We start from the raw sequence: 2225 nt of genomic DNA, 5'->3' as shown, positions 1-2225 counted from the left end.
AATTTACGCTTCTCTGCTGCTATAAAGAAGAAAAAATGATAAATCCAGAAATTGGTTTTACTTCAGATGTTATTAAGAATCCAGATCGTTTTGTTGGAAGAACTGATTTAATACGAAATTGTATTCGAGCACTCAATGCCCCTTTAGGATTGATAGGAATTTATGGGAAAAGAGGAGTTGGCAAGTCATCATTAGCTAGACAAATACAACAAATTGCTGTCGGGAACTTGGTAACAATAAAAAATTCAGGGCTTGATCATGAGGCACCGAAATCTATGCGAAAATACATTACGGTTTATTATCAATGTGATTCAATGATCAGCAATGTAGAGGATTTGATTCGCAGACTTTTAAATGATCAAAATGAAGAAGATGGATTATTAAGATTGGTACCTAATGATGGAAAGGAAATAGTTGAGTTTCAGAGGTCAGATGAGATAAACGGAGGTGTGGATTTAAAAGTGTTAAGTTGGGGAGCAAAAGGAGTCGATACATCTAAGTATGCAAAAGTTGTTGAGAATGATAATATACAAACCTTCAGAAATTTTTTAAGCGCGATTGTAACTCACCAAGTTAAAAAGAAAATGAAGCGGGAAGGGTTATTGATAATAATCGACGAATTCGATGTGGTTAAAGATAAGGTTGGTATGGGCTCGCTAATAAAATCTTTGTCATCTGATGAAGTTAAATTCGCTGTCTGTGGAATAGGTGATGATTTGTTCGAACTAGTTGAGGATCATGGTTCTGTTGAGAGACTATTGGAAGAAGGAACTTTACATGTTACTCCGATGCCAGTAAATGAAAGTGAAGAAATAATAAAAAAAGCCGAGAGGCTTTTTAAAGGAGACATGAATTTTGTTTCAGACGTAATAACCGAAATAGCTGAACTTTCTCAAGGTTACCCTTATTTAGTACAGTTAATAGGCAAGGAGTCTGTTAACAAAGCTAATCAACTAAACTCAAATCTAATTGATAGACATATATTCAATCAGGTTAAAAAAGAAATTGCGTCTGGTAAAGCATTTCCCACACTAGAGAGGCAATATTTGCGTGCAGTAGGAGACTCTGAGGATCGCAAAAATTTACTTTACATATTAGCAAACCAAGAAGAAGACAAGACAATGTTCGACACAGAAGTTGGCAAATTAGTTCTAAAAAAAGCTAGAAGGGATGCTGAAAGTTTTGAAGTAAAACATATTGATCAACTACTGCCTCGTTTAATAGACCCAAAGTTTGGGCCAGCATTAAGAAAAGTTCCAGATATGAAGGGCTACTATGAATTTGTAAACCCTGTGTTTAGAGTATATTGTCAACTAAGAGAATTATAATACTGAAGTAGTCAAGTGGAGTCGTCTTTACCACGGCGAACTTATAACTTGTATTTACACACTAGTGCTAGCTTGCAGCTTGTACTTCCACTCATAGCTACGCTACCGAATTACACTTTGTCTACAGCCAGCCACACAAGTATAAACTATCGTTACTCCAGCTTCTCGCGCTTATCTGAAAAAGGCGTTGGCTGCCCTACCATCCATTGTGGTTCACCTTTAAAACCATTTAGTTCGTTGTGCTGGTCAAAAGGCACTTTAATGCCGTGATAGTATTCCTGTAGCTTATAGTCTTTGCGGAGCGGGTGGCCTTCCCAATCGGCGGCGCAGAGGATACGACGCATGTCAGGGTGGCCTTCAAAATGAATACCGAACATATCGTACACCTCGCGCTCGTGCCAGTCGGCGGTGCGCCAGATGTGGCTAACCGTTGGGATCTGCGGCTTGTCTTGCGCTGCCGTGGTGTTGCGTGGCACCTGTACTTTCAGCGTCAGGTGGTGGTCGTGGGGTATAGAGTATAACGTATAGGCAACCTCCATTGTACCTGCTTCTGCGCCATTATCTAGCCCTGTAACACAGGAGAGAAAGTCAAAATAGGTTAGCTCATGATCATGCAGAACCAGGCATACCGCCTGCAAGTACTCCGGCTGTATCGCCAGGTAAGGCTGCAGGCTATCACCTTTTTCTGCAAGTATCAGCGCTGAACCAAGCTGCTGCACCAATAAGTCTTTTATCTCCTCTAAATCCACGTTCAATCCATTTTTTATTAAGTATAGCACCCGCCATATACATGCTTTCTGCTGCTTAGCAACACTATTACATATTCAAAAATACACAATATTATATTTAAGTACATACGTCATGTTAAAACGATCAGGCAGCCAAAGCTATACTTAC

At 39.6% G+C, this 2225-nt stretch carries 2 protein-coding genes; one reads left to right on the top strand and one right to left on the bottom strand.

The window, feature by feature from the left end; translation table 11 throughout:
* Positions 1–1328, top strand: a 1328-nt coding sequence (locus tag ACFQ2O_RS21325; RefSeq protein ID WP_377532862.1) for an nSTAND1 domain-containing NTPase, incomplete at its 5' end; no start/stop codon positions are given.
* Positions 1329–1480: 152 nt separating this feature from the next.
* Here the strand turns inward: ACFQ2O_RS21325 and ACFQ2O_RS21320 are convergent.
* Positions 1481–2077 (bottom strand): NADH-quinone oxidoreductase subunit C, encoded by a 597-nt coding sequence (locus ACFQ2O_RS21320; protein ID WP_377532860.1) that lies wholly within the window; start codon positions 2075–2077, stop codon positions 1481–1483.
* Positions 2078–2225: the final 148 nt, after the last annotated feature.

Origin of the sequence: Pontibacter rugosus, assembly GCF_042678745.1 — a bacterium.
Taxonomy (GTDB): Bacteria; Bacteroidota; Bacteroidia; order Cytophagales; family Hymenobacteraceae; genus Pontibacter; species Pontibacter rugosus.
This window is presented reverse-complemented; position numbering and strand designations above follow the sequence as displayed.